This window comes from Dietzia aurantiaca (genome assembly GCF_021033825.1).
GTDB lineage: Bacteria > Actinomycetota > Actinomycetes > Mycobacteriales > Mycobacteriaceae > Dietzia > Dietzia aurantiaca.
Map to the genome: position 1 here is coordinate 32,082 of NZ_JAIFXZ010000019.1, position 26,882 is coordinate 58,963.

Genomic DNA, 26,882 nt, shown 5'->3' on the forward strand with positions numbered 1-26,882 from the left:
TAGCGCAACCGCGCTGGTCGACCGCCGGCTGCGTAGTGCGTGCGTGGGCAGATTCGCAGGCCCGCTGACGCCTGCTCACCAGTTCTGCTCCGGGCAATCCGGTACCGCCGGCGGATGCCACGACGAGCACACCCGTCAATGGCCCGCGGCGCCAGCGCCCGCAAGCTGCCTTGCCGGAGTGGCAAACTGTCGACATGAGCGCCAGTGACGACAGGTCGGACTCCGCCACGGGCGACCCCGACCTCCAGACCCTCGACGCGGTGGGACCGCGCCTCAAACAGTTGAGACAGCGACGGAACCTCACCCTCTCCGACCTCGCCGGACGGACCGGAATCTCCAGCAGCACGCTGTCCCGGCTCGAATCCGGCGGACGCAGGCCCACCCTCGAACTCCTCCTCCCTCTGGCCCGCGCGCACGGCGTCACTCTGGACGAGCTCGTCGACGCGCCGCCCACCGGCGATCCGCGGGTGAACATGCGCCCCATCGCGACCGACTACGGCGCGACCGTCATCCCCCTCAGCCGGCGGCCCGGCGGGATCCAGGCCTACAAGTTCGTACTACCGCGGGGAAGGGACGACGACGAGCCGCATATGCATGTGCACGACGGATACGACTGGGTGTTCGTCCTCGACGGGCGCCTCCGGCTGGTCCTGGGCGAGCACGATCTGATCCTCAAGCCCGGCGAAGCCGCCGAGTTCGACACCCGCACCCCGCACTGGTTCGGCGCCACCAGCGCGGGCCCCGTGGAGTTCCTCAGCCTCATCGGCAAGCAGGGCGAACGGGCCCACGTGCGCGCTTCGCCGGCACACTGATCGCGGCTGGGGCGCGGGGATGCGTCAGCCCGACGGACCCACCCCGGATGTGCGCTGCAGCACTGCGTCCTGACACAATGAACACTGTTCAGGTCGCGCCGCGGCCGTCACGCGTCCAAGGAGTGTCATGAGCATGTCGATCGACAGGGCTCCCGCCCGCAGCGCCACCCGCGATCTCGCGCAGATCGCGGTGTTCGCGGCCCTCATCGTCGTCCTCGGCCTCCCCGGCCAGATCAGCATCGGCTCGGCGGGCGTGCCCATCACCCTCCAGACGCTCGGCGTGATGCTGGCCGGCTCGTTGCTCGGCTGGCGGAAGGGAGTCCTCTCGGTTCTCGCCGTGATGGTGATCGGCCTGGCACTGCCCGTGCTCGCCGGCGGCCGCACGACGCTGACGTCCCTCGCCAGCCCCACCGCGGGCTTCCTCATCGGCTGGATCCCCGCGGTCATCGTGATCGGTCTGCTGACCGCCTGGCTCATGCCGCGCTACCGCCTCATCCCTGGCCTGCTCATCAACATCCTCGGCGGCATCGTCGTGATCTACGCCGTCGGCGTGATCGGCATGCTGTTGCGCACCGACCTCACAATGGGCGCCGCCATCGCCGCCATCGCCGCGAACGGCGTGTTCCTGCCCGGCGACCTGGCCAAGGCGGCCGTCACCGCGGTGGTGGCGCAGCAGGTCCACAAGGCGCGCCCGGGCCTGATCGCGCCGCTGCGGCGACGCCGCCCGGCGGCGGCGTAACGTACCCGGCGTGACCGATCCCAGCGCGCCGCAGCCGGCGTCGTCGAACCAGACGGAACCGACGGGCACCGGGGTCGAGATCCGGTTCAACGACGTCGGCCACGACTACGGCGACCGCACGGTCCTGTCCGGCGTCGACCTGAGCCTGACCGAGCGCCGCATCGGGATCGTCGGCGTCAACGGCGGCGGCAAGTCCACCCTGGCGCGGATGATCAACGGGCTCGTCGTCCCCACCTCAGGCACTGTCACCGTCGATGGACTCGACACCCGCCGCAAAGGCGCGAAGGTCCGTCGCAAGGTGGGCTTCTGCTTCACTGATCCGGACACCCAGATCGTCATGCCCACGGTGGCGGAGGACGTGGATTTCTCCCTCCGCCGTTCGGGATTGTCGAAAGAGGAACGACGACGACGCATCGACCGGGTACTCGACACCTACGGCCTGGCGGGGCACGCCGACCATCCCTGCCATCTGCTCTCCGGCGGCCAGAAGCAGCTGCTCGCCCTGGCCGCGGTACTGGTCATGGAGCCCACACTGGTCGTAGCGGACGAGCCCACCACGCTGCTCGACCTACGCAACCGGGCGCTGGTCGCGGAAACGTTCGCCGCCCTGCCCCAGCAGCTGGTCGTGGTCACGCACGACCTGGACCTGGTCGCCGACTTCGACCGCGTCCTGGTGGTCGACGGCGGGCGCGTGGTGATCGACGATTCCCCCGGGCCGGCACTGGCCGGATACCGCCGTATCGCGCTGGAGCGCTAGATGTTCGCCACCTACCAGCCGGGGAACTCGCTCCTGCACCGACTTCCGGCGGGATGGAAGATCCTGCTGGTGTGCGTTCTGATCGTGGCAGTCTCGGTCATGGTCCGCGAGCCCTGGCACGTCCTCCCCGCCCTGGCCCTGACGGTGGCGTTGTACGCGATCGGTCAGATCCCGCCGCGCGCCGCCTGGGACCAGGTTCGCCCGGTGCTGCCGATGCTCATCGCGATCCTCGCTCTGCAGTGGATCGTCGCCGATCTCGACACCGCCCTTCGCGTGACCGGGGCGCTGCTGGTGGCGGTGGCGGTTGCGGGGCTCGTGGCGCTGACGACCCGCGTTGCGGACATGCTCGATGCAGTCACCCGCGCGGCCGGACCGCTTCGCCACGTCGGCGTCTCCCCGGACCGGGTCGCCCTCGTACTCGTGCTGACGATCCGCGCGATCCCCCTGCTCGCTCGGCAGCTACGCCAGGTCACCGAGGCCCGCAAGGCCCGCGGCCTGGGCATGTCGATCCGTGCGCTCGTCGTCCCGACGGTGCTCGGTGCGCTCTCCACCGCCGACCAGCTCGGCGACGCGCTGGCCGCGCGCGGCGTCGACGACTGAACCTCCTGGGCCGCCGAACCTGACCGGTGTCCTTTCACGCGAGGCAGGCCTACCGTGGGATGTGACTGAACTCACAGGAAAGGCGACCGGCGGCTCGGAGACCCCGGACGCCCCGGCTGTCGCCGGACGCATGGAAGGTGGACGTGCGATGTCACTGAACAAGGCGGAAGCAGGACCCGACAGCTTCGGAGCCCGAGGCGAACTCTCCGTCGGTGGGACCTCCTACGAGATCCACCGGCTCGACCGGATCGAGGGTTCCGGGCGACTCCCGTATTCACTGAAGGTCATGCTCGAGAACCTCGTGCGCAACGAAGACGGACGCCTGGTGACCGCCGCGCAGATCGAGGCGCTCCGTGACTGGCAGCCGGAATCCGAGCGCAATCCCGAGGTCCAGTTCACACCGGCACGTGTGCTCATGCAGGACTTCACCGGCGTACCCTGTGTGGTCGACCTGGTCGCCATGCGCGACGCCATGACCGAACTCGGCGGGGAGCCGTCCACGATCAATCCGCAGATCCCGGCCGAGCTGGTCATCGACCACTCCGTTATCGCCGATTCGTTCGCCAGTCCCGACTCTTTCGGCATCAACGCCCAACTCGAATTCGAGCGCAACCAGGAGCGGTACCAGCTACTGCGCTGGGGGCAACAGTCCTTCGACGACTTCCTCGTGGTCCCGCCCGACACCGGCATCTGTCACCAGGTCAACCTCGAGTACCTGTCCCGCGTCGTCTTCACCCGGGAGCAAGCCGGGAAGCGGCAGGCGTATCCGGACACCCTCGTGGGCACCGACTCACACACCCCGATGGTCAACGGTCTGGGAGTGCTGGGCTGGGGTGTCGGCGGCATCGAGGCCGAGGCGGCCATGCTCGGGCAGCCCATGAGCATGCTGATCCCCCAGGTCGTCGGTATCCGGCTCAGCGGCGAGCTGCGGGAGGGCACCACCGCAACCGATCTCGTACTCACGGTCGCGGAGCTTCTGCGCGGTCTCGGTGTGGTCGGCAAGTTCGTCGAGTTCTTCGGGCCCGGTGTCGCCAATGTCCCGCTCGCCACGCGAGCCACCATCGGCAACATGAGTCCGGAGTACGGCTCCACGGCCACGATGTTCCCCGTCGACGCCGAGACGATCGACTACCTGCGCCTGACCGGCCGTGAAGACCACCAGATCGAGCTGGTCGAAGCCTACGCACGCGAGCAGGGTCTGTGGCACGACCCCGACCACGTGCCCGATTTCACCCGAGTCGTCGACCTGGACCTGTCGACCGTCGAGCCGTCCATCTCCGGCCCTCGACGCCCCGAGGACCGCATCCCACTCGGCGACGCCCCTCGGACTGTCCTCGGACTGCTCGCGGGCGAGCACGAGAAGTCCGATTCCGACGAAGGCGGCGTCGACGACACGTCGGCCGACTCCTTCCCGGCCTCCGACCCGGTCTCGCCGGGAGCCAAGCCGGGGAGAGACGCGCCTCCCCGGCACCTGACCGAGGAGCAGCTCACCGCGAACGAGAAGCTCGGTTGGCCCAGCGACCCGACCGAGGTGGTCATCGACGGCACGGAGGCGATCGTCGACCACGGAGACGTGGTGATCGCCGCGATCACCTCGTGCACGAACACGTCCAACCCGTCGGTCATGCTCGGTGCGGCCCTGCTGGCGAAGAAAGCCGTCGAGCGCGGACTGCGGACCCGGCCGTGGGTCAAGACCACCCTCGCCCCGGGATCACGCGTCGTCACCGATTACTTCGAGCGCTCCGGGCTCACGCCGTATCTCGAGGAGCTCGGCTTCCACCTGGTCGGCTACGGCTGCACAACGTGCATCGGAAACTCCGGACCGCTCATCCCCGAGGTCAGCGCCGCCGTCAACGACAAAGACCTCAACGTCTCGTCGGTACTGTCGGGAAACCGCAACTTCGAGGGGCGGATACACCCCGAGGTCAAGATGAACTTCCTCGCCTCCCCGCCGCTGGTGATCGCCTACGCACTCGCCGGCAGTCTGCACACCGACCTCCTCACCGAGCCGCTCGGCAGGAACAACGACGGCGAGGACGTGTACCTCCGCGACATCTGGCCCAGCAGCGCGGAGATCAAGGAGGCTGTCGATGCCAACGTCGAGGCGACGATGTTCACCGAGGGCTACTCGGATGTCTACGCCGGTGACGACAACTGGCGCGGAATGCACATCCATGAAGGCGAAGTCTACGACTGGGACGACACGTCCACCTATATCCAGCGGCCGCCGTACTTCGACGGGATGGAGGCCGAGCCGGCGCCGATCCGCGACATCGCCGGCGCACGGGTGCTCGCCAAGCTGGGTGACTCGGTGACCACCGACCACATCTCCCCGGCCGGCGCGATCAAACGTGACAGCCCGGCCGGGAAGTACCTCATCGACCAGGGCGTCGACCCGAAGGACTTCAACTCCTACGGTTCGCGCCGCGGCAACCACCACGTGATGATCCGCGGCACGTTCGCGAACATCCGGCTCCGCAACGAGCTCGTCCCGGGTGTCGAGGGCGGCGTCACCAAGCACTGGACCAGCGGCGACGAGATGAGCATCTTCGACGCCGCGATGGCCTACCAGTACGAGGACGTCCCCCTGGTCATCATCGCGGGCGCCGACTACGGCTCCGGTTCCTCCCGTGACTGGGCCGCCAAGGGGACAACCCTGCTCGGCGTCAGAGCGGTACTCGCGGTCTCCTACGAGCGCATCCATCGTTCCAACCTCATCGGGATGGGAGTGCTGCCGCTGCAGTTCCCCGACGGGCAGGACGCGGAGTCGCTGGGACTCACCGGCGACGAGGTGTATTCCGTCACGGGGCTGGAAGGTGCCGACAGCGTCCCGGACGAGGTCACGGTCACCGTCGAGAAGGACGGGCGGTCCCGCGAGTTCTCGGCCACGGTGCGGATCGATACCCCGGCAGAGGAGGCGTACTACGTCAACGGCGGCATCCTGCCGTATGTGTTGCGTCAGCTGCTCCGCGCGTGACCTGAGCCGGCTCGGCCGCGGCCTGCGCGGCCCGGTGTCGTGGTCACGTGCCACGATGAGACCATGTCCGCGCTGGCACGCTACCTCGCCCTCACCCGTCTGGGTGGCGAGTCACCGGCGCTCGCGCTCCTGCGCAGCCCGCTGTGGCCGTTGATCGTCGCGGTGCTGACCCAGGTGTTCGAGAGTTCGTCCCGGCGGGTCGCGTCCTCGGAGTTCTACGAATACCTGGACCGGACGCTGGTGGCGGTCCGCGATGCGGGCGCCGAGGTATCCGGGAACGCCCAGTCCTATGTCCGCACCTGGGTGGACGCCGGCTGGATGCTCCGGCGACCCGGTACCGCCGCCACCGGAGAGACCCTCGAGCCGACGCAGTCGGCGCTCGTGGTAGTGGATTTCCTGGAGAGCCTGCAGACACCGCGACGAGGCCTCACCGTGTCGCGGGTCGAGACGCTGACCCGGCAACTCGAGGATCTCGCCCGTGACACCGACCCCTCCGTGCAGGGCCGTCTGGCCGCGCTTACCCGGGAACGCGACCGCATCGACGCCGCCATCGCCAGGGTGCAGGCAGGGGATCTCGAACTCGTCGACTCCGAGCAGGTCGGCGAGAAGATTTCGGAGATCATTCGTGGAGCCGACGACATCCCCGCGGATTTCGCTCGCGTGAGAGCCGAGTTCGACTCGCTCAACCAGGATCTCCGTCGTCGTCTCCTGGATCAGGACGGGGCCCGTGGTGACGTCCTCGACGCGGTGTTCGGCGGGGTCGACCTCATCGGGGACTCCGAGGCCGGCCGCAGCTTCTCGTCCTTCTACTCGGTCCTGCTCGATCCTGAGCGCTCGGCTTCGGTGGATACCTGGATCGACGACATCCTGAGCCGGCCGCAGGTGGCCGACCTACCCCCGTCGGCCAAGCGCGCGTTGCGTGAGGTTTTCGCGGAAATGGAGACCGCAGGCGCCGAGGTCAATGGGGTCCTCACCTCGCTGTCCCGCAGTCTGCGTCATTTCGTGACCACCGACGCCTATGTCGAGCACCGGCAGATGCTCGCGCTCATCCGCTCGGCCAGGTCCGGCGCCGCCGAGGCCAGCCGGAGCCGCGCGGTGCGACCGACCAGCCAGATGTCGGTGCCTCTGCGCCGGGTCGGCATGTCCGTACGATCCGTCGGCGCCCTACGGCTGCGCAATCCGGGTGAGGAGCGCGTGGCTCGTGAGGTCTCGAGGAATGAGGCAGGCACAGCGGATCTACAGGCGCTCACCGCACTGGTCCGGGCATCGGAGATCGACGAGGGCGAGCTCCGCGCCCACGTTGACGACGTGGTGGCCAGGCTGGGCCCCTCGTCGATCGGTACCGTGTTGCGTGAACACCCCGCCACCCAGGGAGTCGCCAGCGTCGTCGGACTGCTCAACCTGGCGATCACCACCCGGGCCCGGCCGCCGACCGGCGAGGCCGACGCCGCTGAGACCATCTCGTGGACGAGCGGTTCCGAGACCACCCTCAGCGCCCGGATACCCACGCTGGTGTTCACCGCAGACCGGCTCCGGGAGGAGAACCAGTGACAATGACCGGATCGGACGACGCCGACCCGGGAACCGAAGACCGGGCCGACCACGACGGGCTCTGGCCCGGCGACGCCGGAACGCTGTCCTTCGCGTCCAGGCGTGCGCTGTCGCGCCTGCTCACCGGTCCTCTGGTGCAGTCCCACCGCCAACCGGAGATCTGGGCGGCGGTGGTGTCGGATGAGCCCGCACTCCGGTCCCGGCTCGCGGATGTGTTCCTCGACCTCGTCCTGGACCACGACGCGGGGATCGCGTTCACCCGGCAGGTCGACACCGGTGGCCGGGTCGATGTCCCGGCGGTGCTCCGGACGGAGACGCTGTCGCACATGGACACCGTGCTGCTCCTCCACCTCAGATCCGAACTGTCCGTGGCCCAGCCCGGCGAGCGGGTGATCGTGGACTGCGAGGACGTCGCCGAACAGATCGACGTCTACCGACCGGTCGTTGATTCGGATCGAAGCCGCTACGTCCGCAAGTTCGATGCGTCGTGGAACCGCCTGAAGACCTACTCCCTGCTCTCGGACATCGAGACCGAGGGGCGGGCCGAGGTCTCCCCGGTGCTGCGCCACCTGTTCGACGCGAACGTCGTCGCGGGGATCCGGGATGAGTACCGTGCGCTGATCGAGGCGCTCGACGGGTCCGCGGCCGGCGTCGACCCGCTACTCGAAGGCGATGACGACGACAACGACGAGGGCGGCGATGTCTGACACCCTGCAGCTCCCCGGCACGCCGGAACACCCGGGCCAGATGCGGCTGTCCCGGATCCAGGTGTGCAACTGGGGCACGCTCGACGGGTACCACGACGTCGACGTACCCCGGAAAGGCTTCCTCGTCACCGGCGGATCCGGCTCCGGCAAGTCCACCCTCATCGACGCCGTGTCCGCCGTCCTCGTGCCGCCGACACATCTCCGGTTCAACGCCGCCGCCCAGGAGGAGGCCGGCCGCGGGTCGGGGCGCAGCCTCGTGTCGTACATCCGCGGTGCCTGGCGCCGAGGCGCCGACGACGAATCCGGGGATCTCGCGTCCGTCTATCTCCGCCCCAAGGCCACCTTCTCCGCGATCGCGCTGACCTACGCCGACGGCGCCGAACGCTGTGTGACCCTGCTGCTCCTGCTCTACCTGCGCTCCGGGGACAACTCGGCGACCGGGGTCAAACGCCTCCACGGGGTCGGCGAGCACTCACCCGACGACCCGCTGGATCTTCCGGACCTGTTCGGTTACCTCCGCGGCGGCATCGACAAGCGGGCACTGAAACGCGAGATTCCGGCCGTCAGGTTCCATGACAGCTACTCGGCGTTCGCGGCGGCCTTCCGGCGCCGACTCGGTATCGCCTCGGAGGCGGCGCAGCTGCTGCTGCACCGGACGCTGTCGGCCAAGTCACTGTCGAGTCTCGACCAGCTGTTCCGGGACTTCATGTTGGATGAGCCGGATACGTTCGCCATCGCCGACCGTGCGGTGGAGCAGTTCGCCGAGCTGCGCCAGGCCCACCGCTCCGTGGTCGATGTCCGCAGGCAGATCGCCCACCTCGGCCCGCTCGCCGAGCTCGCGTCGGCCCGCGACCGGGTGCTTGCGCGGGAGAGCGAGCTCGACGCCGAGAGCAGGGCGTTCCCCGCGGTGCAGTCCGCCGTCACCACCGAGCTCGTCGAGGAGGAGCTGCGGACCGCACGCGGCGCACTCGTGGCCGCGGAGTCGACCGTCGCCTCCGCCCGCGAGGAGGTGAACGCGCAGCAGGCGACCTCCGAGGACCTCCGGGCCCGGCTCCGGGGCAGCGGCGGCGCGGGCCGCGACGAGCTCGCACGCGACCTCGAGCGGGCCCGCGCCCACGCCTCCGCCGTCACGGCCCGACGTGATCGCGCTGCCGGCGAGGTGGAGCGACTGGGCGGCTCGCTGCCGACCTCCGCCGAGCACTTCGCGGAACTGCTCGCCCGCCTCGAACGCGAGGACGCCGAGCAGGAGACCGAACGCGCGCGGGAACGCGAGACCCTCCGCGACGTGGCGGGCTCACTCAACGAGGACCAGCGGGCCCATGCGCGGGCAGAGGCGCAGCTCCAGTCGGTGCTCCGACACCGCTCCAACATCGACTCCCGGTTGCTGACCGCCCGGGACCTCGTCAGCGGCGCCGCCGGGGTCAACGCCCGCGAACTCCCCTTCGCGGGAGAACTCCTCGACGTACCCGCCGAGCACGCCCGTTGGCGCCCGGCGATCGAGCGCGCCCTCTCCGGCATCGCCCGCACCATGCTCGTCCCCGCCCATCTGCGCGACCGGGTGGCCGCCGCCGTCGACTCCACCCATCTGGGCGTGCGGCTGATCTACGAGGTGGTCGACCACGGCGACGCCAATCCGGCTCGACGGACCGGACCTCACAGCCTGGTCCGCAAGGTCCGTTCGGTGGCGGGCCCGTTCCAGCCCTGGCTCAACCGTCGGCTCGCGAGCGAGTTCGACATCGCGTGCGTGGAGACGGCGGACGAGCTCGACCACCACGACAAGGCCGTGACCCTGCACGGTCTGATCAAACGCGGGGCGCGATTTGAGAAGGATGATCGTCGGCGGATCGACGACCCCACGGCCTTCCAGCTCGGCGGCATGGATGACGCCAAGGTGGAGGCCCTCACCTCCCTCCGCGACGAGATCGCCTCGCGAATCGAGGCCCACGAACGGCGGTGGACGTCGCTGGAGCAGGTGGACGCCGACCGCCGCGAGCACCAGCGGGCAGCGGCCCTGCTGCAGAGTCTGAGCTGGGAGGAGATCGACTCCACCACCGCCCGCGATCGGGAGGCGGGCGCGCACGATCGTCTCGAGCGGTGGCGCGAGGACAACCCGCAGGTGGCGGAGCTGGAGCGCGCCCTTCGAGACGCCGAGGAGTCGCATCACCGAGCGCAGGCCGCCTACGAGTCTGCGACCGGGGCGCGCGCCGTCGTCCGCAGCATCGTCGACGGACTCCAGGCCCGGCTCGCCACGCTCGCCGGCTCCGCATCAGACGAGCCGGACGAGGACGCCGCCGCACGGATCGGCGTCCGACTCGACGCGGCCACCCGCCGCCTGACCGCCGACAACGTGCAGGACATCTGTCAGCGGACCGAGCGGGCGATCGCCGCCGAGCAGGTGGCCGCCGCGGGCGAGCGTGACCGGATCCACCGCCGGATCACCACGGTACTCACGTCGTACCTCGAGATCTGGCCGGCGAAGAAGTCCGACCTGCGGTCCGAGCCGGAGTTCGTCGGGGAGGCCGTGGAGTGGCTGGTCCAGCTGCGTCGCGATCGCCTGGCCGAGTTCGAGGACCGCTTCCTCGGACTCATCGGCGACATGCAGACCCGGAACCTGGGCGAGCTCGCCCGCCGGGTCCGGCGCGCCCGGTCCGAGATCGAGTCCCGGATCAGGCCGGTGAACGCCTCGCTGCGCCGATCGGAGTTCCAGAGCGGACGATGGCTGCAGATCGAGGTGCGCGATCGCCGCTCCGAAACGGTCACCGACTTCCTCGCCGACCTCGAGAAGGCGGTGACCGGCGCCCTCGACAAGCGCACCGTCGACAGCGCCGAAGCCGGGTTCGCCGTGATGTCCCGACTGCTGGACCGACTCGGCTCGGCGGACGCCGCGGACAGGAGTTGGCGCAGGACCGTGCTGGACACCCGTCGGCACGTCGGGTTCATCGGGGTCGAGATCGATACCGCGGGCACGCCGACCAACTACCACGATTCGTCGTCCGGCCTCTCCGGCGGGCAGGCCCAGAAGCTCGTGTTCTTCTGCCTCGCAGCAGCACTGCGGTTCCAGCTCGCCGACGTCGACGCGGACGTCCCCGGCTACGGCACCGTCGTGCTCGACGAGGCCTTCGACCGGGCCGATCCCGACTACACCCGCCGAGCGATGGACGTGTTCACCGACTTCGGGTTCCACATGGTCCTGGCCACCCCGCTCAAGCTGCTGCAGACACTCGAGTCCTATATCGGAGGCCTCGTCGTGGTGGGCAACGAGGACGGCAGCCGCTCCCGCATCGAACGCGTCACCTGGGAGCAGGGGCACGATGACGGGTCCTGAGGGCAAGGGACCGCGCACCCCCGATGCGCTGATCGACGCCTGTGCCACCCGATTCGGACGGCGGCACCGCGACTGGCTCGCGGACCCGGACGCCGCGGCAGCCGACACCGTCCGGTTCGCGACCTCGATGCCGACCGCGGCGCGCGCGGCCGACGACCCGACGGGGACGGCGGAGTGGATCAGGACGTGGCGGGACTTCGACTCGGCGCACTCGGCGCCGGGCGTACAGGTGACCTGGGCAGAACGTCGACTCGCCGGTTTCGGGGTGGTGTCGCTCCCCCACCGCGTGGAAGTACGAGGTGCCCACGACATCGCCCGACTCGGCGGTCAGTTCGCGCGGTGGGGCACACTGCTCGACCGGACGCACCGGATTCGCGCACTGGGACCGGACCACGTCGCGCTTCGACGTGCCGCCGCGGGCACCGCGCCGCTGTGGGAGAAGCTCGACGACGAGGACATGGCCCGCCTTCTCACCGTCTGTCGCTGGGCGAGCGACAACCCCACCACCGGCCTCACTGCGCGCGAGGTCGCCGTGCCGGGCATCGACACCAAATGGATCGAATCGCGGATCCGTATGATCGAGCAGCTCGTCGACGCGGCCAGATCGGGACGGGACGGTAGCGCGTCCGGCTCCGGCCTCGGGCTCCGCGGCCCCGGACCGCGGCTACGCCTGCGCATTCTGGACCCCCTGATCGGCTTCCCGCTGCGCGACGTGGAGAGCCCGGTCGATCAGCTCGCCACGCTGTGGGCCGACTCGACGGGACCGCGTCACCTTGTCGTCGTCGAGAACCTCACCACCTTCCTCGCGCTTCCCGCCCTGCCCGGCGCGGTCGCATTGTTCGGCCGTGGATACGCCGTCGACGCGGTGGCCGCGCTCCCCTGGGCGCTCCGGGCGCACATCGTCTACTGGGGCGATCTCGACTCACACGGTTTCGCAATCCTCGACAGGCTGCGCCACCACGCACCCCACGCCGCCAGCGTCCTCATGGACGGCGAAACACTCGACGCCTGGCGGCAGTTCACCGTGTCTGACCCCACGCCGACCCGAGCCGCCCGGGCCCGGCTCACGGCCGACGAGCTCGACACCTTCGAGGCCCTCACGGCAGCCGGGGATCTCAGGTTGGAGCAAGAGCGCATCCCGTGGGACTGGGCGCTCCCCCGTCTGACTGACGCACTCCGCGCCCTGTAGGCAACTCCCCGCCCCACGCTGGGTGGGGGCTATCGCTGCCTGGCGCTCCCGCAGGTCATCCGGCCTTGGCCCGCGGTGCCACGAACTCGAGCGGCGCATCGTGGTGGTTGTGCTCGTACGGGGAAAGAGCCTCGTCAGCGCCGCGAGTCGCGAGCTGGTCCGCATACTGCTCGAGCGGCGTGCGCGGATCGCCGAACTTCTTGCGTGCCTCCGCAGGCGAGTAGACGCTCGAGGACTCGGCCGGCAGACCACGGATATGGCCCGTGAGCACCGGGCCCCCGCGTGGGGCGACCCGCTCGAGGAACCACATCTGCGCCCGTGGACTGCGGGCGAGGGCGGCCATCCCGGGCCGGATCACAGCGGTCACGGCGGTGTCGGCGAGCCTCGACTGCCGCACGCCCATGAGCGGCCGCATCCACCGCGGGTACGTGGCGATCACGCCGGAGCGGATCACCGGACCCAGCACCGCCCGGAGCGGGGCCGGCAGGGTGGTGAAGATCGTGTCCATGCCGTGGAGGATGAAGTCGACGTTGTGGACGGCCGCCTCGGACGCGGCGAGGCGGTCGCGCCAGTCGTCGAAGTACTTCTGGACCTCGCCCCGGGACGTCGGGACGTCGTCGAGGCGAATGGGCTGCACGGCAGCGGCGATCGCGCATTCTCGCCAGTACTCGGTCTCCTCGGCGCGGGAGAGCCTGCCGGGGCCGTACTTCTCGTAGACGTAGAGGATCGAGTGCCAGGCCGTCATGTGGATCCACAGCTGGGAGTCCGGGTCGTTGGAGTCGAATGTCCCGCCTGTCACGGGGTTCGGGCCGTGGGCTCGGGCGTGGATCTTCATGAGGACGTCCGAGGACTTGATCACCGACGCGGCGTCCCCGAACAAAACCGTGGCGAAGTACTGCACGGTCCGGTCGTAACGCAGTGCGGGCCGCTGGAGCACCTGGCCGCTGGCGTCGACCGCCGCGGTGAGATCGGGATCGAGGTGCTCGATGGTCACCGCGCGGATGAAGCCCAGAAGCGCCGAGGTCGGGTACGCCCACACCCGGCGCGCCACCGAATCGGCGGGGAAGAGGCCTTCGTCCGGGCGAAGGTACTGACTCGTCATGGTTGACACCACCCTAGGTTTTGTCCAGTCGGTGTCGTGACCGTAGCACCGTGGCGTGGTCTACGCCACTACTCGCGCCACTACTCTCGCCACTGGCCGGACCCTAGGACTCGGCGGCACCGCGCCGCCAGTAACCCATGAAAGCCACGGAACCCTTCGTGATCCCGGCCGCGTCCACGGCGAGCCGGCGCATCGCCTTGACCAACGCGGCCTCGCCGGCGAGGAACACGTACGGATCCCCCTCCGACACGGCCGTGGCCGGCTGCCACTCACGCTCGGAGGGCCGGCGTCCGCCCATCACGGTCTCGACGCACCCCGCGCCCAGATCGAGGACGCCCGCCAGGTGACGGAGCACTGCCTCACCGGGCTCACCCGACCGTGCCAAGACGGTGACGAACCCGGGCGCGCCGTCCGCCATCGCGACCACATCACCCTCGGTGGGCACCTCGATCACGATGCTCACCTCGCGCGCAGCCGACGCGTCGGCGTCCTCGGCTCCGGCCGGCCCTGCCGCGAGCTCGTCGGCGATCGCCAGCAACGCGGGCGCGGCGGTCTCGTCCCCCGCGCACACGATGCGTCCTGCCTCTCCGGGCGCCCAGGCGGCCCACGGCGCATGCCCCCGCCCCGGTCCGGCGATCCGCAGCTCGTCCCCTACCGCGACGCTGCGCGCCCAGCCGGAACCGGGCCCCTCGTCGTCACCGGGGTGGACCACCATATCGATGGTCAGGGCGGGCACCTGCTCACCGTCGAGATCCACCGTGTCGGCCCGCCGCACCGTGTACGTACGCATCCAGCCCCGCTCTGCCTCCGGCAGAGCGAGCCAGGCCCGGATGTCCTCCGGATCCGGAACGACCCCGGGCCCACCCGGCGGCGGGATGAAGAGCTTGACGTACGCGTCGGCCACGGTTCCCGGGTCCACCACCTCGGCGGACCACCTCAGCAGGTCGGGACCGGCCACGACGAGCCGGATGTACGACTGCCCCACACGTCGCACGTCGATCACCCGGGTCTCCGAGCACACGATCGGTGCCTCTACAGCCATAGCGGTCATGCTGTCCCCTTCCGTCGGCTCCGTGGCAGCACCACGGGATGTCCCGTCACCGGGTCGGTGATGATGTCTGCGTCGAGGTCGAACACCCTGCGCAGGGTCGCGCGCGTGATCACCTCGTCGGGCGGCCCGGCGGCCACCACACCGCCCTCGGCGACCGCCACGAGATGATCCGCGACGCGCGCGGCGAGACTGAGCTCGTGCAGGACGGCCACCACGGTTCTTCGTCCGGCACCGGGCTCGCGCGACCCGCCGGGCATCGGTAGATCGTGGACCAGGTCCAACACGTCGAGCTGGTGCGCGAGATCCAGGAACGAGCACGGCTCGTCCAGCAACAGGGTGGGCGTCGACTGGGCCAGTACGAGCGCCACCCAGACGCGCTGCCGCTGCCCGCCGGACAGCTCATCGACGCGACGATGCGCCAGTCCGGCCGTGTCGGTCAGCGTCAGCGCTTCGGCGACGACCCCCTCGTCGTCGTCACCACCTCCCCACCACCGGCGGTGAGGATGCCGCCCCCGGGCGACCAACTCGGCGACCGTGAGCCCCTCCGGCACCAACGGCGACTGCGGCAGGAACGCCACCGACCGGGCATGCTCGCGCGCCTTGATCTTGGCCAGGTCCCGCCCGGCGACCTCGATCGTTCCCGACATCGGGTGCAGGTGGCGGCCCAGCGCGCGCAGGATGGTGGACTTGCCGCATCCGTTGGCGCCGATGAGGACGGTGGTCCGGCCTGCGGGGATATCGAGGTCGAGATCGCGGATCACCGGGTCTGCGCCGTAGCCGAGCGTCAGACCCCGCATGCGGAATGCGGGCTGTGCCTCCGGTCCGGCCGCGGGAGCCGGCCGAGAGGATGTCTCTGCGACGGGCGTGGGCGCCGGCGCGCGGTCGGCGGTGTTCGCGGGAAGGGTCATCAGACCACCTTTCTCGAGCGCAGGAGGATCCACAGCATGGCGGGGGCGCCGAGCGCGCCGGTCACCACGCCGGTGGGCAGGTCTACGGTGCTCAGCGCCTCGGAGGCCACGATGTCGGCTGCCACGACGATCACAGCGCCGACCAGCGCGGCGGTGAGCAGGCGGGGCCGTCCGCGGCCGAGTGCACCGGCGATGGGAGTGGACAGTAGTGCGACGAAGGCGAGCGGCCCCGCTACAGCTGTAGCGGCAGCGGCGAGCATCGTGCCGACCCCGAGAGCGGCGGCGCGGGTCGGCGCGGGACGTGAGCCCAGTCCCACGGCGAGTTCGGGGCCCAACTCGGCGGGCCGGAGCGCCGAGTGCAGCCACACCCCCGCAGGGATGAGCAGGACCAACGTCGCGGCGAGCCAGGTGATCCGCTGGCCGGAGGCGCCCGAGAGCGATCCGACCGTCCACACCGCGGCCTCCTGGGCGCCGCTGAGTGTCAGACGGGCGATGAGCTGGGTGACCACAGCGGTGCCGAGCGCGGCGACGGCCACGCCGCCCAGCAGGAACCGTTGGCCGACGATCCCGGTGTGCCTGCCGGCGGAGGCGGCCAGCACGATCGCCAGCGCCACGCCCGAGCCGACCAGCGCCGCGGGCACGATCGCGATCCCGCGCAGGCCCCACAGGGCCATGCCGGCGACCGCACCGGCCGAGGCCCCGTGCGCGATGCCGAGGATGTCCGGACTGGCCAGGGGGTTGCCGAGCACGCGGCGGAACAGCGCCCCCGACGCGCCGAACGCGAACCCGGCGAGCGCCCCGAGAACAGCACGCGGAAGCTTGTCCTCCATGACGACGAACGTCGCGCCGGGGATCCGCGCCCCGCCGAGTATCGCCAGGAAGTCGGGGATGGTGACGGTGTAGCGGCCGAGCAGGATCCGCACCGCCATGACGGCGAGGAGAACCACGACGAGACCGACGACCACACGGAACGCGTGACGCCGACGGCGCGCGGAGAGCTCGCGGACGATCTGAGCCGTATCGGCGTGCGTCGTCGGCTTCTCGAGGACCGCGGTCACGAGGTGCTCACCCCCTGGCCCGCGCGAAGGAGCGCGATGAGGAACGGGACGCCGATCGCCACGGTCATCACGCCCACCGCGATCTCACCGGGCGGGGCGATGACCCGCCCGGCGGTGTCCGCGATGAGCAGGACGACGGGTCCGACGATCACCGACAGCCCCAGGACCACGCGGTTGCCGACGCCCACCAGGCGACGGAGCAGGTGCGGGACGAGCAGTCCGAGGAACGCGATCGGGCCGGCGAGCGCGGTGGCGACCCCGGACAGGATCACCACCCCGGACAGCACGACCGCCCGGCCGGCGGCCGGGCCCACGCCGAGCCCGCGGGCGAGGTCGTCGCCGAGCGCGAGCGCGTCGAGAGTGGCGGCCCCGGCCAGGACCAGCACCAGGCCGAGCAGGATGAACGGCAGGGCCGCCCCGATCTCCGGGATCCCGGAGCGGTCCACCGACCCGAGGCCCCAGAAGCGGAAGCGGTCGAGCACTGCGGGCAGGGCGATGACCAGTGACGAGGTCACGGCCGTGCAGCCGGCGGTCACCGCGGCTCCGGCCAGTACGAGGCCCGTGCCCGAGTCCGCCCCGAGCCTTCCCGCGCCGGTCACCACCAGTCCTGCGGCGAGGGCGCCCGCGACGGCGAACAGGGAGACGACCGACGGCGCTGCGGCGGGCGCGAGAGCGAGCCCCAGCACCACGCCGAGCGCGGCGCCGGCGGTGAGGCCGAGCAACCCCGGGTCACCGAGTGGGTTCCGGGTGGCGCCCTGGAGGCCGGCCCCGGCGACCGCGAGCGCCGCTCCCACGAGGATGGCGGTGATCGTTCGCGGCACCCGTGCGGCCACCACGACCTCGTCCATCGAGGCGTTCGAACCGGGAGCCAGCGCCGCGGCCAGATCACCGGAGAGCACCTGGCCCGGCAGGGCGGTGAGGGCCGACCACACCACCGCCGGGTCGACCGTGCGGGCACCGATGAACAGCGACCCCGCGATCGCCACGGCGAGCAACGCCACCGACACCACCGTGCCCACCACTGCCCGACTCGGGCCGTGGCGGGGCGGCCGGGCGGTTACCTTTGTGGTGACCGACGGCGTGGTGGGATCGTCGATGGTGATCACGTGATCAGGACTGCTGTGCTGCGGTGATGATGTCGGGGACAACGTTGTCGAGCGCCCACGGCAGGCTCAGCGGGGATGCCGCGGAGATCGAAAGCACCTGCTGCTCGTCGGTCTGGAGAACCATGCGACCGGCTTCGACGGCGGGGATCCGGCCGAGCAGCGGGTCGGACTCGATCGCCTCACGCACCTGCGGCGAGGTCGCGTACGTCACGAGGATGTCCGACTCCAGCTCGTCAGCGCGCTCGGGCGACCAGGTGACGGCGAACTCGTCGGGCGACCCGCTGGAGGCCTCGGAGACCACCGGGGCCTGGACCATGCCCAGCTCGGTGAGGAATCGGGGGCGGTTGTCGACGTCGGTGAAGGCGTAGATCTTCTCAGCGGCCTCGGGGTCGACGGTTCCGTACACGAAGGTCGTGCCCTGGATGTCCGGGCTATCCGTCGCGACCTGCTCGATCTGGGATTCGACATCGGTGATGAGCTCCTCGGCCGCCTCGGACCGCCCGAGGGCCTCACCGATGAGCCGGGTGGAGTCCTGCCACGCGGTGCCGAACGCCACATCGCCCTCGGGCATCGCGATGGTGGGGGCGATCTTGGAGAGCGTCTCGTACTCTTCGGCGGTCATACCGGAGTAGGCGCCCAGGATGAGGTCGGGCTGCAGTGCGGCGATCGCCTCGGTGTTGATGCCGTCGGTCTCGGAGTACAGCTCGGGCATCGTACCGCCCATCTCCTCGAGCTTCGAGTCGAACCAGTCCGTCGAGCCGGCGGCGTTGGCCCCGAACGAGTTGCGGGGCATCCCGACCGGGACGACGCCCAGCGCGAGAGAGGTGTCTGCGTTGACCCACGAGACGGTGGCGACGCGGGTCGGCGCCTCCGGGATCTCGGTCTCGCCGTAGGCGTGGGTGACGGTCCGCGGGAAGCTCCCCTGGCGCTCGACATCTCCTGTCACCGCCTGGTCACCGCCACCGTCGACCGCACCGGTCGAGCAGCCGGCCACCAGCGCGATGAGGGCGACCATCACACCGAGAACGAGCAGGATGACCCGCCCGCCGGGGCGCGCGGCGCCGGATGGGGCGACGTCGAGCCGGGATCGTGCGGCGGGTGTGGTCATGGGTTCTCCGTCCCTGAGTGTCGCAGCCAGTCCGCTTAGGCTTGGCTAACCTTGGTGCGCGCAACAGTAGAGGCCAGACGGCGCCCGACGCAAGCGCCTGAATGCGCATTCCCACTTCACCTCCCCAACAATGTGATTCATCCCACCCCACCCTTGCTTAGGCAAGCCTAACCTCCCTACCGTTCGCCGGTATCCAAGTCCCCGAGTAGGTCGGAGAGCCTGTGAACGATCCATTGTTGAGCCGCCACAGCCGCGAGGAGCATGCCGCCGCCCTGGCCGCGGCAACCGCTGAAGTGGGTCGATATCTCGATGACCGGGCGACGCCCCGGTCCGCGGCGTCGCCGTCACACCTGGCCGCACGCACCGCCGCTGTCGACCTCTCGGTACCGCTCGGCACCCTCGACAAGGCCTTCGAGGAGGTGCGCGAGCTCTATCTCGACCACGCGGTGGGGTACCACCATCCGCGCTACCTGGCCCACCTCAACTGCCCCATCACCATTCCGGCCATCGCCGCGGAGGCTCTCGCCACCTCGGTCAACACCGCGGTCGAAACATGGGACCAGGGGACATCGGCCTGTCTCATCGAACAGAAGCTCATCGACTGGGTCGCCGACCTCATCGGGTTCGAGGCGCCGGCGGGGACGACGTCGCCGGACGGGGTGTTCACCACCGGCGGCACCGCCTCTAATCTGCAGGCGTTGTTCACCGCCCGCGAGAACCGTCTCGGACGCTCGGGCGACCGCTGCTCGAGGCTCGCCCACCTGCGCATCGTCACCGGCGAGCACGCCCACCTCAGCGTGGTCAAGGCCGCACGACTGCTCGGACTGGCGCCCGACGCGGTGATCGCCCTGCCCGGAGACGGCGACCGCATGGATCCGGCGACCCTCGACCGCACTCTCGCCTCACTCGCCGACGCCGGTCACGAGGTCGCGGCCGTCGTGGCCCTGGCCGGCACCACCGACCACGGCGCGATCGATCCGCTCCGTGCGATCGGCGAGGTCTGCGACCGACACGACGTGTGGCTGCACGTGGACGCGGCCTACGGCGGCGGGCTGCTCGTCTCCCCCGCACACCATGCACTCCTGGACGGGATCGGCGCCGCCGACTCGGTGACGGTCGACTTCCACAAGACCTTCTTCCTCCCCGTCGCCGCCTCCGCCCTCCTCCTGCGCGACGGCGCCGGCTTCCGCCACTCCACCGTCAGCGCCGAGTATCTCAACCCGGCTGATGGCGACCACCACGCCTCGGGCAGCGGGGACCTCGCCGCCGTCGACAAATCGCTGCAGACCACCCGCCGCTTCGATGCCCTCAAGCTCTGGATGACGCTGCGGGTACTGGGCGCCGACGGCATCGGACGCCTACTCGACGCATCGATCGATTCGGCCCGCAGAATCGCGCGGATCATCGAGGAGGATCCCGAACTGGAACTGGTGCGCCGGCCGGACCTGTCGACCGTGCTGTTCCGGCCGTGCCCGCGACCCGACGGCCCCCTCGACTCCCTGGTCCGCCCGGTGCGCGACATCCTCTTCGCCGAGGGCCACTCCCTCGTCGCGGCGACAGTGGTCGACGGCCGCCCCTGCCTCAAGCTCACCGTGCTGGACCCGAATCTGACCGACGTCGACGTCGAGATCGTCCTCGCCGATGTCCGCGCCGCCGCCCGCCGCATCGCCGACGGGCTGCGCCCGGCCCCGGCCGCGGAGGTGCTCACGTGAGCGAGAAGATCCACGACCTGCTGGGAATCGGCGTCGGCCCGTTCAACCTCGGCCTGGCCTGCCTCGCGGAACCGCTGGGCCTGGACGCCGTATTCCTCGACGCCCGCGACGGTTTCGCCTGGCACCACGGGCTCATGTTCGACGACGCGACCATCCAGGTGCCGTTTCTCGCCGACCTGGTCACCCTGGCCGACCCGACATCGCCGTACTCGTTCCTGGCCTACCTCAAACAGGCCGGCCGCCTGTACCCCTTCTACATCCGTGAAGACTTCCAGCCGCTGCGCGCCGAGTACGACGCCTACTGCCGCTGGGCCGCCGAGCGTGTGGGTGGCCTGCGGTGGGGGCGGGAGGTGGTCGACGTCCGCCGCGAGGATGAGCTCACCGCGCCGGGCGACAACAACTATGCCGACGGTTATGACGACGACAACCGCATCGACCCGGCGCCCGTCTACCGGGTCACGGCCATCACCTCCGAGGGCACCGAGGTCTACCGGACCCGGCATCTGGTGCTGGGAATCGGCACCACCCCGTGGACCCCGATCGACCCTGCCCCGCTGGACACCGGTGGGACGGTGGCACTGCACGCCTCCGACTACCTGCACCGGCGCGATGAACTGCTGGCGCTGGAGTCGGTGACCGTGGTGGGCAGCGGCCAGTCCGCAGCGGAGGTCTACCACGATCTGTTGTCCGCGTCCGGCGGTGGTCCGCGCTCCGACGCAGGAGGTCCACGCGTGGACTGGGTGACGCGCTCCCCGAGATTCTTCCCGATGGAGTACACCAAGCTCACCCTCGAGATGACCTCTCCGGAGTACGTCGACCACTTCCACGCCCTGCCCGCCGACCAGCGGGACCGCATGCTGCGCGAGCAGCGCTCGCTCTACAAGGGCATCGACTCCGAGCTGATCAACCGGATCCATGACCTGCTCTACCAGCGGTCCGTCCACGGACTGGAGCCCGGCCTCCTGGCGGCCGCCACCACGCTCGACGGAGCCGGGGTGGATCGATCGATCCGGCTCGACCTGCACTGCAACGACACAGGTCGACAGTGGTCACACCACACCGCCGGACTCGTGCTGGCCACGGGTTACTCCCCCACGCCACCGCGATTTCTCGAAGGGGTCGCCTCCGACATCGACCGCGAGCCCTCCGCGGGCGCCGGCCCAGGCCGCTACCGCGTGGCCCGGGATCACACCATCGACCGCGCGCACTCCTTCATCCACGTCCAGAACGCGGAGGAGCACACCCACGGGCTGACAGCACCGGATCTGGGCATGGGCGCCATGCGCAACAGCATCATCCTGCGCACCATCTGCGGCCGCGAGGTCTACCCGATCGAGACCAGCATCGCGTTCCAGCAGTTCGGCGCACCCGCTGCGGCGCCCGGCCGGCTGCGCGCCCCGTCCTTCGTTCCGGCGACCCGACCCCAGGAGGTCCGATGAGCATCACCGACCAGACCGACGCCGCCCCGCTTCGCGCCACGCACCGCCCCGCGGCCGGCACCCCGGTCAGCGCACACCGCACGCCGGCGGGCATCGTCACGCTCGAACCCCTGGACCTCACCCGCCCTGACGGCGCGGTCCGCACCCTGCACGCCTGGTTGAACCACCCCGAGTCCGAGTACTGGGGTATGCGCGGTACGACGCCCGAGCAGGTCGAGGAGTTCTTCGCGGACTGGACAGCCTCGCCCCACCGTCGGGTGCACGTGGTCCGGATCGACGGCCTGCGTGTGGGCCTGGCCGTCTTCTACGACCCGGCGATCCTCGAGCTCGCGGGCCACTATCCGCACCAGCCGGGCGACCTCGGGATGCACCTGCTGGTCGCGCCCACCCGCACCCCGGTGCCCGGCACCACGGCCGCCGTCATGGGGGCGATCTGCGGCACCGCGTTCGCGGCGCCCCCCGTTTCCGAGCATGCCGGTGCGCCGGATCATGCCGCGGCGCCCGATCCCGCGACCCCGGTCGGGCAGCCCGTGCGCCGATTGGTGGTCGAGCCCGACCTCCGGAACACCGCCGTGCACCGGCTCAACGCCCGGGCCGGCTTCGGAGAGGACGGACCGGTGGCCCTGCCCGACAAGACCGCCCTGCTCTCCACCTGTAGAGCCGACGATTTCGTGCGGTCCGAAATCGGGCGCGGGACGTGGCCGTTGGTGCCGGGAGCGCCGTTGTCGTCGTCGTACTCACACGCGCCGTCACACACCCACCTGACGGGCCACGCGATGCGGCGCGCCCACCGCCATCTGTGCGCGAAGATCCTCGCCGAGTTCTCCCACGAACGGCTCCTCTCCCCCACGCCCATCGCCGAGGCTGCCGCCGGAACCTGCCGGTACGAGGTCCGCGCCGGCGACGAGCGCTGGACCTTTCTCGCCCGCGTGCTGCCGCTGGAGCACTGGGTGATCGACGCCGGATCGCTACGCCGCCAGGTCGACGGTGGCGGCGCTGCAGGTCTGGAACCCGGAGCTGATTCCGGGATCGGAGGCGGCGCCGTTGCCGAACCGGATGCGCAGGCGCTGGTGATCGCGCTCGCGCCGTCGCTGGGGATCCCCGCCGACCTGATGGGCACCTACCTCGAGGAGATCGCCGCCACCCTCGGCTCGGCCGCGTTCTGCCTGCACCACCGCGACCGGCCCGCCCAGGAGCTCGCCGAGGCCGGGCTCCAGGAGGTCGAGGCCGCGATGACCGAGGGACACCCGGGGTTCGTGGCCAACAACGCGCGGATCGGGCTCGGACTCGGCGACCGGCACCGCCTGACCCCGGAGTCCCCCGCCCCGACCCGCCTGGTGTGGCTGGCCGCGCGCCGCGGCCTGAGCCACCTGTCGACCGTCGACGGCCTCGACGAGGACACCCACTACCGGCGCGAGTTCGGCGACGACACCCTGGATCGCTGCCACGCCCACCTCCGAGCCCTGGGCCTGGACCCCGGCGACTACCGGCTCCTGCCGGTCCACCCGTGGCAGTGGGAGCACAAGATCGCTGTCGCGTTCGCGCCGGATCTGGCCCGGCGTGACCTCGTCCACCTGGGCGAATCCGAACACGAGTATCGGCCCCAGCAGTCCGTGCGCACGTTCTTCGACGTCACCGATCCGCAGCGCGGCTACGTCAAGACCGCGCTGGCGGTGCAGAACATGGGCTTCACGCGCGGACTGTCGCCGAAGTACATGCGCGACACCCCGGCGGTCAACGACTGGGTGGCCGGCGTCGTCGACTCCGACCCCGTGCTGCGACGGCTCGGCCTCGGGCTCCTGCGCGAGGTCGCGGCCGTCGGCTACACCGGCGACGCCTACCACCGGGCCGCCACGGCCGGCGTCTCCGACGAGGGGCCACACACCAAGATGATCGCCGCCCTCTGGCGTGAGAGTCCGATCCCACGCCTGGCCCGGGGCGAGCGTGCGTTCACACTGGCCTCGCTCCTGCACGTGGACCTCCATGGGCGGCCGCTCGTCGTCGAACACATCGAGCGTTCCGGCCTACCCGCGCGTACGTGGGTGCGGGCGCTGCTCGACGCCTACCTCGCCCCGGTCGCCCGCTGCCTGCTCGCGCACGGGCTCGTGTTCATGCCGCACGGCGAGAACGTGATCCTGGTGATCGACTCCGCGCATCGGCCGAGGCGCGCCCTGTTCAAGGACATCGGCGAGGAGGTGGCCGTGGTGCGCGAGCGGGACCTGCCCGAGCGGATCGGCCGGATCAAGCACGTGGTGGACGCCGAAACCGCCGCCCTGTCGGTCCACACCGACGTGATGGACGGGGTACTGCGCCACCTGGCGGGCATCCTGGACGGAGCCGGTGTGCTCGCCGCCGACGCCTTCTGGGACGAGGCACGGCGGTGCCTGGAGGAACTCGACGACGACGGACGCGTGCATGAACCCACACGGGACGCGCTCTTCTCGCCACGGTTCGAGCACTCGTGCCTCAACCGGCTGCAGCTGCGCAACACCCGACAGATGGTCGACCTCACCGACCAGGCGGGCTCACTCCAGTTCGCGGGGCATCTCGACAACCCGTTGGCCCGGATGGGTGCCGTAACCTCCTAGGCCATGAACGGACAGGAACTCCAGCGTCTTGCGGCGGAGCGGGCACGCGAGCTCCCCGCCTCCACGTTGGAGTTCCCGTTCGGACCCGAATACGAGGTGTACAAGGTCGCCGGGAAGATCTTCCTGTTCCTCGTCGACCACCGCGGCGAACCGATCGTCACCCTCAAAGCGCTACCGTCGGACAGCATGGCGCTACGCGAGGCGCACGCTGACATCACACCCGGTTATCACATGAACAAGCGGCATTGGATCTCGCTGCGTCCGGGCCGGTCCCTGACAGCCGACGAGGTGTCCGAACTCGTGACGGAGTCCTACCGACTGGTCGTGGCGGCACTGCCGCGAGCGATGCAGCCGGTCGAACCGCACGCCTTCGGCCGGGGTCAGCGATAGGTGCGCCTCGGGAACGCCCGGCCGCGTCACGTTCGCTGACCGAGCCCGCCCCGCGGGCGCCCCTAGCTGCCGGGCAGCTGGGAAGCAATCGAGTCGAACGAGAGCTGCCCCGTCGTGCCGCCGGACCCCTGGTTCGCCGCGGTCCCCACGGCGTCGACCGCCGAATCGGTGGGCACGACCTCGGCCAGGAGGCTGCCGACGTACGGTACTCCGCTGATCATGGTCTCCACGGACCCCCGGTGGTCGCCGTTCATGAACTGGTCGATCGACTCGCCGATCGCCGGCCCGACCATACAGACGGGCCGGACGCTTCCGGGCACGCCGACTCCCGCGAGCCCGGCGACGCTGCCGGCGCTGCAGACCGCAGTGGCGACGGAGCCGACCGGCCCGGTGGCGTAGCCCGGCAGCGACCCGGTCACCGACCCCGGGAGAACCTCCCCTGCCGAGCCCAGGTAGTCGTCAGGGGCATCCGAGGAGAGCTGGGCGTGTGCCGGCGCGCTGGACAGCACGAGTAGCCCCGCCGCTAAAGCTCCTACAACCGCGGTGGATCTGAACATGGTCGACCTCCAGGTGGAACATTCTGTGTGCGCCCCCAGGTGTGGACCGCACCTGACCTGGACCAACCCTAATCAGACCCCGTCACGATGAACAGTGTTTTACTGTATTGAGATAGCCGGACAGCCGCCGGGCCGAACGGACCCGGCGGCTGCCGATACGACTTTCGTTGAGTCAGTTCTGCGGTGACAGCGAGGTCTCCGCGAGGGACCCGAGACGGTCACCCACGATCTCCTCGACCTGCTCGGTCACCGAGGAGGTGTCCACGTGCTTCGTGACCGAGGTGCCGACGACCGGCACGCCCCCGATCACCGCGTCGACCGACCCCTGGGTGTCGCCACCCATGAGGGCATCTCCCGACTTCGCCAACGGGTTGACGACCGAACAGATGCCACTGATCGGGATCGGCAGCGGCACGCCGGCCAGCCCGGCGGCAGCGGTCGCGGCGGAGCCGACGTTGCACGTCAGCGTGGCCGTGGAACCGAGGACGCCGGTCGCGTAGCCGGGCAGCGAGCCGGTCACCGACGCCGGAGCCATCTCACCGACCGAGCCCAGGTAGTCACCGTCCATGTCGGACGAGCCCGTCAGTGATCCCAGCGACCCCGATTCCAAACCGGAATCGGAGCCGGACACAGATCCGGTCGCCGACCCGATCAACTCGGAGCTCTGTGCGCCCGCGGTTCCTGCCGAGGCGACGAGCAGCGCGGCAGCGAGTGCGCCGACATAAGCGGTGGTCTTGGACATGGACTGGGACATGGGCTGCCTCCGTTGTGGGAATTCGGGACGTCCGCCCCGGCTCGTAACAAATATTAGGCCCACCACATATACCTCAGCATCTTCTGAGCGTTACCCTCACAGCCGAACTCAGCCCCCACACGGATTCGAAATAACCATTGCACAGCACGAGTGATGGGCGTAAAATAGAACACACATTCGATGTGAGCGCGGAGCGGAAAGGAACGGAGGTGGGGGCTGATGGGGAGGGATGACGACGACAAGGCGGGCCCTTCGACTTCGCCCACCGGTCCGGCCGCATCTGCTGCTCCTGCGGCGATCTCGGCCGCGGCTGATGCTGCGCGTGCGGGGTGGGAGGCCGAGAACCGTGCGGCGGCGCAACGACTGTCGGCAGCGCACCAGTTGATGACCGCAAGTCTGGACTACCCGGGCTGCGGTACCGACCCCGACGATCCCCGGCCCGGATACTCGAT

Annotated in this window: 21 protein-coding genes and 1 pseudogene; 14 read left to right on the plus strand and 8 right to left on the minus strand. The window is 70.2% G+C overall.

Translation table 11 applies throughout. The features are described from left to right. Nucleotides 1–194 precede the first annotated feature (194 nt). From K3888_RS16070 to K3888_RS16110, 9 genes are all read left to right on the plus strand, one after another. Nucleotides 195–812, plus strand: a complete 618-nt coding sequence (locus K3888_RS16070) for a helix-turn-helix domain-containing protein (protein WP_230931293.1) — start codon at nucleotides 195–197, stop codon at nucleotides 810–812. Nucleotides 813–939: 127 nt separating this feature from the next. Next, complete coding sequence (locus tag K3888_RS16075) at nucleotides 940–1,551, plus strand: biotin transporter BioY (RefSeq protein WP_230931294.1); 612 nt, start codon at nucleotides 940–942, stop codon at nucleotides 1,549–1,551. Between the two features lie 79 nt (nucleotides 1,552–1,630). Then, entirely contained in the window at nucleotides 1,631–2,308 is a 678-nt protein-coding gene (locus tag K3888_RS16080; protein WP_230931315.1) for an energy-coupling factor ABC transporter ATP-binding protein, read from the plus strand. Then, a complete protein-coding gene (locus tag K3888_RS16085) occupies nucleotides 2,309–2,908 on the plus strand; it encodes an energy-coupling factor transporter transmembrane component T family protein (RefSeq protein ID WP_230931295.1) in 600 nt (199 codons plus the stop codon). 148 nt (nucleotides 2,909–3,056) lie between these two features. Further along, on the plus strand, nucleotides 3,057–5,885 hold the full coding sequence (locus K3888_RS16090) for an aconitate hydratase (protein WP_230931296.1): 2,829 nt from the start codon (nucleotides 3,057–3,059) through the stop codon (nucleotides 5,883–5,885). 63 nt (nucleotides 5,886–5,948) lie between these two features. Next, nucleotides 5,949–7,436, plus strand: a complete 1,488-nt coding sequence (locus tag K3888_RS16095) for a DUF3375 domain-containing protein (RefSeq protein ID WP_230931297.1) — start codon at nucleotides 5,949–5,951, stop codon at nucleotides 7,434–7,436. Between the two features lie 2 nt (nucleotides 7,437–7,438). Continuing rightward, a complete protein-coding gene (locus K3888_RS16100; RefSeq protein WP_230931298.1) occupies nucleotides 7,439–8,143 on the plus strand; it encodes a DUF4194 domain-containing protein in 705 nt (234 codons plus the stop codon). Further along, nucleotides 8,136–11,468 carry an ATP-binding protein gene (locus tag K3888_RS16105; RefSeq protein WP_230931299.1) on the plus strand — a complete coding sequence of 1,111 codons (3,333 nt, stop codon included), beginning with the start codon at nucleotides 8,136–8,138 and terminating at the stop codon, nucleotides 11,466–11,468. The genes K3888_RS16100 and K3888_RS16105 overlap by 8 nt, the downstream gene beginning before the upstream one ends. Next, nucleotides 11,455–12,657: a Wadjet anti-phage system protein JetD domain-containing protein gene (locus K3888_RS16110; protein ID WP_230931300.1), complete on the plus strand. Its 1,203-nt coding sequence runs from the start codon at nucleotides 11,455–11,457 to the stop codon at nucleotides 12,655–12,657. Before K3888_RS16105 ends, K3888_RS16110 begins: the two co-directional genes overlap by 14 nt. A gap of 55 nt (nucleotides 12,658–12,712) precedes the next feature. Here the strand turns inward: K3888_RS16110 and K3888_RS16115 are convergent, their stop codons facing one another. From K3888_RS16115 to K3888_RS16140, 6 genes are all read right to left on the minus strand, one after another. Further along, nucleotides 12,713–13,759, minus strand: a complete 1,047-nt coding sequence (locus K3888_RS16115) for an oxygenase MpaB family protein (RefSeq protein ID WP_230931301.1) — start codon at nucleotides 13,757–13,759, stop codon at nucleotides 12,713–12,715. Nucleotides 13,760–13,862: 103 nt separating this feature from the next. After that, nucleotides 13,863–14,810 (minus strand): siderophore-interacting protein, encoded by a 948-nt coding sequence (locus K3888_RS16120; protein ID WP_230931302.1) that lies wholly within the window; start codon nucleotides 14,808–14,810, stop codon nucleotides 13,863–13,865. Next, nucleotides 14,807–15,718 (minus strand): ABC transporter ATP-binding protein, encoded by a 912-nt coding sequence (locus K3888_RS16125; protein ID WP_372459586.1) that lies wholly within the window; start codon nucleotides 15,716–15,718, stop codon nucleotides 14,807–14,809. The genes K3888_RS16120 and K3888_RS16125 overlap by 4 nt, the downstream gene beginning before the upstream one ends. After that, the gene (locus K3888_RS16130; protein WP_230931303.1) at nucleotides 15,718–16,776 is read right to left on the minus strand and encodes a FecCD family ABC transporter permease; all 1,059 of its coding nucleotides are present in this window, start codon (nucleotides 16,774–16,776) and stop codon (nucleotides 15,718–15,720) included. Before K3888_RS16130 ends, K3888_RS16125 begins: the two co-directional genes overlap by 1 nt. Next, complete coding sequence (locus tag K3888_RS16135; RefSeq protein ID WP_230931304.1) at nucleotides 16,773–17,882, minus strand: FecCD family ABC transporter permease; 1,110 nt, start codon at nucleotides 17,880–17,882, stop codon at nucleotides 16,773–16,775. The genes K3888_RS16130 and K3888_RS16135 overlap by 4 nt, the downstream gene beginning before the upstream one ends. Nucleotides 17,883–17,886: 4 nt before the next feature. Next, entirely contained in the window at nucleotides 17,887–18,990 is a 1,104-nt protein-coding gene (locus K3888_RS16140) for an iron-siderophore ABC transporter substrate-binding protein (RefSeq protein WP_230931305.1), read from the minus strand. 221 nt (nucleotides 18,991–19,211) lie between these two features. Between K3888_RS16140 and K3888_RS16145 the strand changes: the two genes are divergently transcribed. The 4 genes from K3888_RS16145 to K3888_RS16160 are packed head-to-tail and all read left to right on the plus strand — an operon-like array spanning nucleotide 19,212 to nucleotide 25,119. Beyond that, nucleotides 19,212–20,702, plus strand: a complete 1,491-nt coding sequence (locus K3888_RS16145) for a pyridoxal phosphate-dependent decarboxylase family protein (RefSeq protein ID WP_230931306.1) — start codon at nucleotides 19,212–19,214, stop codon at nucleotides 20,700–20,702. Continuing rightward, on the plus strand, nucleotides 20,699–22,141 hold the full coding sequence (locus K3888_RS16150; RefSeq protein ID WP_230931307.1) for a lysine N(6)-hydroxylase/L-ornithine N(5)-oxygenase family protein: 1,443 nt from the start codon (nucleotides 20,699–20,701) through the stop codon (nucleotides 22,139–22,141). Before K3888_RS16145 ends, K3888_RS16150 begins: the two co-directional genes overlap by 4 nt. Next, nucleotides 22,138–24,729 carry a GNAT family N-acetyltransferase gene (locus K3888_RS16155; protein WP_230931308.1) on the plus strand — a complete coding sequence of 864 codons (2,592 nt, stop codon included), beginning with the start codon at nucleotides 22,138–22,140 and terminating at the stop codon, nucleotides 24,727–24,729. Before K3888_RS16150 ends, K3888_RS16155 begins: the two co-directional genes overlap by 4 nt. A 3-nt stretch (nucleotides 24,730–24,732) precedes the next feature. Then, nucleotides 24,733–25,119 carry an MmcQ/YjbR family DNA-binding protein gene (locus tag K3888_RS16160; protein ID WP_230931309.1) on the plus strand — a complete coding sequence of 129 codons (387 nt, stop codon included), beginning with the start codon at nucleotides 24,733–24,735 and terminating at the stop codon, nucleotides 25,117–25,119. Between the two features lie 62 nt (nucleotides 25,120–25,181). Here K3888_RS16160 and K3888_RS16165 read toward each other — a convergent pair whose 3' ends face one another. Both K3888_RS16165 and K3888_RS16170 read right to left on the minus strand, forming a co-directional pair. Next, complete coding sequence (locus K3888_RS16165) at nucleotides 25,182–25,676, minus strand: hypothetical protein (RefSeq protein WP_230931310.1); 495 nt, start codon at nucleotides 25,674–25,676, stop codon at nucleotides 25,182–25,184. A 172-nt stretch (nucleotides 25,677–25,848) separates the two neighbouring features. Next, nucleotides 25,849–26,430 carry a hypothetical protein gene (locus K3888_RS16170; RefSeq protein ID WP_230931311.1) on the minus strand — a complete coding sequence of 194 codons (582 nt, stop codon included), beginning with the start codon at nucleotides 26,428–26,430 and terminating at the stop codon, nucleotides 25,849–25,851. A 219-nt stretch (nucleotides 26,431–26,649) separates the two neighbouring features. Here K3888_RS16170 and K3888_RS16175 point away from each other — a divergent pair. Beyond that, nucleotides 26,650–26,882, plus strand: a pseudogene (locus tag K3888_RS16175) (hypothetical protein); the annotation flags it as partial.